7 protein-coding genes and 1 pseudogene are annotated in these 6,480 nt (G+C 71.1%); 5 read left to right on the top strand and 3 right to left on the bottom strand.

Annotated features, from left to right (window positions below; genetic code table 11):
- Positions 1-231 (top strand): annotated as a pseudogene (locus ACFUJR_RS37350) (IS701 family transposase); the annotation flags it as partial.
- Between the two features lie 24 nt (positions 232-255).
- Here ACFUJR_RS37350 and ACFUJR_RS37345 read toward each other — a convergent pair.
- Positions 256-921, bottom strand: a complete 666-nt coding sequence (locus tag ACFUJR_RS37345) for a TetR/AcrR family transcriptional regulator (protein ID WP_383180616.1) — start codon at positions 919-921, stop codon at positions 256-258.
- A gap of 120 nt (positions 922-1,041) precedes the next feature.
- Here ACFUJR_RS37345 and ACFUJR_RS37340 point away from each other — a divergent pair, with 120 nt between their 5' ends.
- Positions 1,042-1,827, top strand: coding sequence for an SDR family NAD(P)-dependent oxidoreductase (locus ACFUJR_RS37340; RefSeq protein ID WP_383180619.1), 786 nt, complete (start codon positions 1,042-1,044; stop codon positions 1,825-1,827).
- A 274-nt stretch (positions 1,828-2,101) separates the two neighbouring features.
- On the opposite strand, the gene ACFUJR_RS37335 is transcribed toward ACFUJR_RS37340, so the two are convergent.
- Positions 2,102-2,620 carry a DUF4240 domain-containing protein gene (locus ACFUJR_RS37335; RefSeq protein WP_383180634.1) on the bottom strand — a complete coding sequence of 173 codons (519 nt, stop codon included), beginning with the start codon at positions 2,618-2,620 and terminating at the stop codon, positions 2,102-2,104.
- A 99-nt stretch (positions 2,621-2,719) separates the two neighbouring features.
- Here ACFUJR_RS37335 and ACFUJR_RS37330 point away from each other — a divergent pair, with 99 nt between their 5' ends.
- Positions 2,720-3,637 (top strand): SDR family oxidoreductase, encoded by a 918-nt coding sequence (locus ACFUJR_RS37330; RefSeq protein ID WP_383180622.1) that lies wholly within the window; start codon positions 2,720-2,722, stop codon positions 3,635-3,637.
- A gap of 79 nt (positions 3,638-3,716) precedes the next feature.
- Here ACFUJR_RS37330 and ACFUJR_RS37325 read toward each other — a convergent pair whose 3' ends face one another.
- Positions 3,717-4,679, bottom strand: a complete 963-nt coding sequence (locus tag ACFUJR_RS37325; protein ID WP_383180625.1) for a helix-turn-helix transcriptional regulator — start codon at positions 4,677-4,679, stop codon at positions 3,717-3,719.
- A gap of 127 nt (positions 4,680-4,806) precedes the next feature.
- Between ACFUJR_RS37325 and ACFUJR_RS37320 the strand changes: the two genes are divergently transcribed.
- Positions 4,807-6,339, top strand: a complete 1,533-nt coding sequence (locus ACFUJR_RS37320; RefSeq protein ID WP_383180628.1) for a sodium-dependent transporter — start codon at positions 4,807-4,809, stop codon at positions 6,337-6,339.
- On the top strand, positions 6,339-6,476 hold the full coding sequence (locus tag ACFUJR_RS37315; protein WP_383180631.1) for a methionine/alanine import family NSS transporter small subunit: 138 nt from the start codon (positions 6,339-6,341) through the stop codon (positions 6,474-6,476). The genes ACFUJR_RS37320 and ACFUJR_RS37315 overlap by 1 nt, the downstream gene beginning before the upstream one ends.
- Positions 6,477-6,480: the final 4 nt, after the last annotated feature.

Raw genomic sequence — 6,480 nt, 5'->3', positions numbered from 1 at the left:
ATGCTCGCCCACGCCTTCCTGACCGTCGTCCGCGCCGACGAACACGCCCGCCACCCGAAGCCGGACGGGCTCATACCGCTGACCTGCAACGAGATCCAGCACCTGTTCACCGCGCTCGTCGTCCGGCCCGCACACGACTCGGCCCACAGACTCAGCTGGTCCCGCTGGCGACGCCACCACCAGGCCCGATCCCAGACCAGCCACTACCAGCGACAAGCCGCCCAGACATGAAGATCGCGATCTACAGCTGGAGTACTAGGCGTCCGTGCGTCCGACCGCCGAGGGCGTCAACGGCCCCATCCCGCCCATCAGTTCCCGCAGACACCGCACCGCCAGCTCGGCCGGCGCGCCCTTCCCGCGGACCGGCGCGTCCGTCTCCGCCCAGGCCTCCAGGGCGACCCGGATCGCGTCCGTGGCGGCCGCCGCCGCGAGCCGTACCTCCAGCGGGTCGGCGCCCGGGCCGGCCAGCTCTGTCACCACGGCGAGCAGCTTCTCCTCCGACTCCTGGTTCACCCGGTACCAGACGGCCCGCAGCGCCGGGTCCTCCGCGGCCGCCCGCAGCAGCCCGCGCGTCCAGCGCAGCCCCTCGGCCGCCTCCTCGTCGGCGGCCGCGAGCGCCTCGGCGATCGACCGTTCCAGGGCTGTCGGCACCGTCGAACCCGGCTCCGCCGCGGCCAGCGACTCCCGCCAGCGGTCCGCGCCGCCCGCGAGGAGCGGGGCGACGGCGTCCTGCTTGGAGCGGAAGTACCGGTAGAAGGTGCGCAGCGCGACCCCGGCGCGCAGGGCGATGTCCTCGGCCGTGGTGCCGTCGGGGCCTCGCTCGGTGAAGAGCTCGGCGGCGGCGCGCGCGATGTCGAGCTGGGTGGCCGCCTTGCGGCGCTCCGTCAGGGAGCCGGGCTTCGAGGAGGGCTTGGTGCTCACCGTGCGCAGGATACGCCCACCCCTGCCGACCGTGCATTTCGTGCAGTGATGGCAAATCGTGCCACTCAGGCGTACGGTGTGCTGCACCGAGAGAACCGTCGTCGAGAGGTCGAACAGGACATGAACCGTTACGAAGGACGCCGCGTACTGGTCACCGGTGGCGGCTCCGGCATCGGCCAGGCCACCGTGCTGCGCATGCTCGCCGAGGGCGCCGGCGTCGTCGCCGCCGACATCAGCGAGGACGGCCTCAAGGACACCGTCGCCAAGGCCGGCGCCGACGGGGACCGGCTGACGACACTCGTCGTGAACATCGCCGACGAGACCTCGGTACGCACCGGTGTCACCGCCGCCGTCGAGGCGCTCGGTGGCCTGGACGTGCTGGTCAACGCGGCCGGCATCCTCCGCTCCTCGCACACCCACGAGACGACGCTCGACGCCTTCGAGCAGGTCGTCCGGATCAACCTGACCGGCACGTTCCTGATGATCCGCGAGGCGATTCCGGCGCTCCTGGAGGGCAACGGCTCCGCCGTCGTGAACTTCTCCTCCACCTCGGCGATGTTCGCCCACCCGTACATGGCCGCCTACGCGGCCAGCAAGGGCGGCATCCAGTCCATGACCCACGCGCTGGCCGCCGAGTACGCCAAACAGGGCATCCGCTTCACCGCCGTCCAGCCCGGCTCGATCTCCTCCGGCATGACCGACGGCTCCGGCGCCAGCCGCCAGTCCACCGGGCCCGGTCTGCCCGAGGACACCGACTGGTCCCTCTTCGCCAAGCTCGCCCCGGCCATCGGCGAGGGCTTCGCCGGCCCCGAGACCGTGGCCGGTGTCGTCGCGATGCTCGCCTCCGACGACGGGAGGTTCATCACCGGCACCGAGGTCCGCGTCGACGGCGGGACCCACTTCTGATGAGCGCCGCCACGGTCTTCGGCGGCCGTACGGCGGTGAGCACGGGCGCCTCCTCCGGGATCGGACCGGCCTCGCCCACCACGCCGCCGGCCTCACCGGGCGGGCCGCCCGGACGGGGTGCGGGCCCGGGGCGGGTACGGCCCCCCGGGTCGATACCCCGTCCTTCGTACGGGAAGACGGCCCCCGGTTCCGCATCCCGGGTCCGCACCCCGGGTCCGCATCCCCCCTCGTGCCTGAGACGGGGCACTACGCGCCTCGTGCCTGAGACGGGGTACTACGCGCCGAAGCGCTCCCACAGGCGCGGGTAGCGTGCCGCGAGCGCCGTGTCGTCCTCCAGGTCGAAGGCGACGCCCTCCGGCTCCGCCGGCTGTGGCGGAATCCCCAGGTCCGGTGCCTCCGCGCCGGTGAGCTGCTCGTACGCCTCGTCCGCGGCGAACCCCAGCTCCTCGCCGTCCCCGTCGATCTCCTCGTCGAACTCCTCGAGCAGTTCGGCGAGCGCGTCCGGGTCGTGCACCGCGCCCTCGAAGACCTCCCGGCCCTGCCCGATGAGCCAGCAGCGGAAGTAGTCGAAGGCGTCGTCACTCGCACCGCCGAGCAGCACCGTCGCCGCGCCCCACAGGTCCCAGCGGTACGCGCGGTTGTACCGGGCCTCGAAATGGCGGGCGAAGTCGAGCACGGAGTCGGGGTCGAGCTGCAGCAGCCGCTCGACGAGCAGGTCGGCGTGTTCCTCGGGGTCGCCCTCGGCGGCCTCGCGGGTGGAGTCGATGATCTCCCAGAACTCCGTCTCGTCCATCACGGACCAAGCATCGACCTTGGGGAAGGGCGACGCACCCGGAAACAGCCAAAATCAAACCGGACAGAAGGTGTCGTACTTTCCTGTCACGCTCGTTCCATGGAGACCCGAACGAAGCCGCTCAGCGGCAGGATCGCACTGGTCGCGGGCGCCACGCGGGGCGCCGGACGGGCCATCGCCGTGGCGCTCGGCACAGCGGGCGCCACCGTGTACGTGACCGGGCGGACCACCCGGGACAAGGTGAGCGAGGTCGGCCGTACGACCGAGACCATCGAGCAGACGGCCGAGCTGGTGACGGCGGCCGGCGGCGAGGGCGTCGCCGTTCCCACCGACCATCTGGAGATCGACCAGGTCCGGGTACTCGTCGAACGGATCGACGCGGAGCAGGGACGGCTGGACATCCTGGTGAACGACGTCTGGGGCGGTGAGCATCTGGTCGAGTTCGACAAGAAGATCTGGGAGACGGATCTGACGGGCGGCCTGCGGATGCTGGAGCTGGGCGTGCGCACCCACGCGATCACTTCCCGCCTCGCGGTGCCCCTGCTGATCAGGCACCCCGGCGGCCTGGTCGTCGAAATGACCGACGGGACGGCCGAGTACAACACCCGCTTCCGGCTCAACTTCTTCTACGACCTCGTGAAGAACGCGCCCCTCCGGATGGCCTTCGCGCTCGCCCACGACCTCGAGGGCGTCGGCGGCACGGCCGTCGCGCTGACCCCGGGATGGCTGCGCTCCGAGCAGATGCTGGCCGCGTTCGGGGTCACGGAGGAGAACTGGCGGGACGCGATCGAGAAGGTGCCCGGCTTCGAGATCGCCGAGTCTCCGACGTACGTCGGCCGGGCGGTGGCGGCACTCGCCGCCGACCCCGACCGGGCACGCTGGAACGGCCGGTCGCTCTCCAGCGGCCGGCTGGCGAAGGAGTACGGCTTCACGGACGTCGACGGTTCACGTCCGGACGCCTGGGGCTACATCATCGCGGGTGAGACGGGCAAGCCGTCCGTGGAGGACTATCGCTAGACGCGCGCCCGGCCCGCCGGGGCCGATCCGGCTGAAGCGGGCCCGTGGGGTCGCCCCGGCCCCCCCCCCCAGGCCCGTTTCAGCCGTAGAGCGCGCCGAGTGCCCGGGCCGCCTCCCTGAAGCGGGTCCGCAGGGGCCCGGGGGAGAGGATCTCCGCCTCCGGGCCCAGGGAGAGCAGCTGGCTGAAGGCGACCTCCTCGTTCTCCACGCGGAGCGTCGCCGTCAGCCGGCCCTCGGCGTCCGCCGAGCCGGCCGCCAGCGCCTCCTCCGCCGCCGCGCGGTCCGTCACGTACGGCAGCCGGCGCGCCCCCGCCGGCGAGAGCCGCAGGACGACCTCGGCGCGCAGGATCGAGCGGGCGAACTCCGCGGCCCGCTCCGCCCAGAACGCGGGCAGGTCGAACTCCTCGTCCCGCTCGAAGCGCTCCTCGCCGACGGCCACGGCCGCGAAACGGTCCACCCGGTACGTCCGGAAGGCCGTACCGGAACGCGCGCACAGGTACCAGACGCCCGCCTTGAGGACGAGCCCGTACGGGGCCAGCTCGCGCTCCACCTCGGCGTCCCCGCGCCGGTAGCGGGCCGAGATCGTCCGGTCGTCCCAGACCGCCTCCGCGATCGGCGGCAGCAACTCCGGTGTCTCCGGCTCCTGGTACCAGCCCGGAGCGTCGAGCAGAAAGCGCTGCGCCGCCGAGTCCGGCGCGTCCCGCAGCGAGGGCAGCAGCGCCGCGGACACCTTCAGCCGGGCCGCCGACGCCGCGTCCTCCAGTCCCATGTCCCGCAGCGCGCCCGGCAGCCCGGACAGGAACAGCGCCTCGGCCTCACCTCGCGCGAGGCCCGTGAGCCGCGTGCGGTACCCGCCGATCAGCCGGTACCCGCCGGAGCGTCCCCGGTCCGCATACACCGGAATCCCCGCCTCCGAGAGGGCGAGGGCGTCACGGGTGACGGTCCGTTCGGACACCTCCAGCTCCGTGGCCAGTTCGGCCGCGGTCATCGAGGGCCGGGACTGGAGCAGCAGGACCATCTTGATCAGCCGGGCGGCACGCATGACCACCATTGTGGCCGCACGCCTTCCCCGACGCGGCGCTGCCACCGAGCGGAGGCTCCGGATCCGGGCTAACGTGCCCTCAGGTCAGCACCGGAGCAAGGACACTCGCGACGATCAAGGACAGCCTATGACCACGCAGCCTCGCGAGCAGTGGGCCACGAGAGCCGGATTCCTCCTGGCGGCGATCGGGTCCGCCATCGGCCTCGGGAACATCTGGAGATTTCCGGCCGTCGCCTACGAGAACGGCGGCGGGGCGTTCCTGCTGCCCTACCTGATCGCCCTGCTCACCGCCGGCATCCCCTTGCTGATCATGGAGTACACGATCGGCCGCAAGTACCGGATGTCACCCCCGGCGGCCCTGCGCCAGATGTCCCGGCCGGTCGAGGTCATCGGCTGGTGGCAGGTGGTGATCTCGTTCGTGATCGCCACCTACTACGCCGTCATCATCGCCTGGGCCGTGCGGTACGTCGGCTTCTCCGTAGGACAGCAGTGGGGCGACGACCCCGAGGCCTTCCTGTTCGGCGACTTCCTGGAGGTGGCCGAGGAACCGGGATTCATCTCGGCGTACGTTCCGGGGGTGCTCTGGCCCCTGATCGCCGTCTGGGCGGTCGTGCTCGTCATCCTGGCGTTCGGCATCCGGCGCGGAGTCGAGCGCGCCAACAAGGTGTTCATCCCGCTGCTCGTCGTGTTCTTCGTGGGCCTGGTGATCCGGGCGCTCACCCTGGACGGCAGCTCCGCCGGGCTCGACGCCCTCTTCTCACCCGACTGGTCGGAACTGGGCAACGGCAGTGTGTGGGTCGCCGCGTACGGCCAGATCTTCTTCTCGCTGTCGATCGGCTTCGGCATCATGGTCACCTACGCCTCCTACCTCGGGCGTAAGGCCGACATCACCGGCTCCGCGATGGTGGCCGGCTTCGCCAACAGCTCCTTCGAGATCCTGGCCGGCATCGGCGTCTTCGCGACGCTCGGCTACCTGGCCACCGCCTCCGGGGTTCCGGTGAACGAGGTCGCCAGCGCGGGCCTCGGGCTCGCGTTCGTCGCCTTCCCCGCCGTCATCTCCGAGATGCCGCTGGGCGGATTCTTCGGTGTGCTGTTCTTCAGCTCGCTGGTGGTCGCGGGTCTTTCGTCTCTGATCTCCATCGTCCAGGTCGTCGTCTCGGCGGTGCAGGACCGCACCGGAATGCGCCGGCTTCCGGCCGTGTTCGGCATCGGCGGTCTGGTGGCCGTCTGCTCGATCCTGGTGTTCCCCACCGACGACGGCCTGTACCTGCTGGACGCCTCCGACCACTTCATCAACGCGTACGGCATCGCCCTCGCCGCCCTGGTCGCCCTCATCGTCATCGTCTGGGTGCTGCGCAAGCTGCCCGAACTCCAGCGGAACGCGGACGCCACCTCGGCGATCGCCCTCGGCCACTGGTGGCGGATCTGCCTCGGCGTCATCACCCCGCTGGTCCTTGGCTGGATGATGGTCGACAGCCTGCGCAACGAGTTCGACGAGAACTACGAGGGTTACTCGACCACCTTCCTGCTCACCACCGGATGGGGCGTCGCGATCGGGGCCCTGCTCATCGGAGTCGTCCTCTCCCTGATGCCCTGGAAGGCGGGCGGAGAGGACATCGATCTCGACATGGAGGCACCGCAAGAAAGGAAGGAGCCCTGATGTCGGCAGGCGCCATCGTCATGATGATCATCGCCATCGCCGTCGTGTGGGGCGGACTGATCGCCGCCATCATCCGACTGCGACGGCACCCCCCCGTGCCCGAAGCCCCGCCGCCGGGCGTGAAGCCGGCCGAATGAGAAA

Source organism: Streptomyces sp. NPDC057271, assembly GCF_042668715.1.
In the GTDB taxonomy this organism is placed as follows: domain Bacteria; phylum Actinomycetota; class Actinomycetes; order Streptomycetales; family Streptomycetaceae; genus Streptomyces.
Note: the sequence above shows the minus strand (reverse complement) of the source record. Positions and strands in the feature narration are given on the sequence as shown.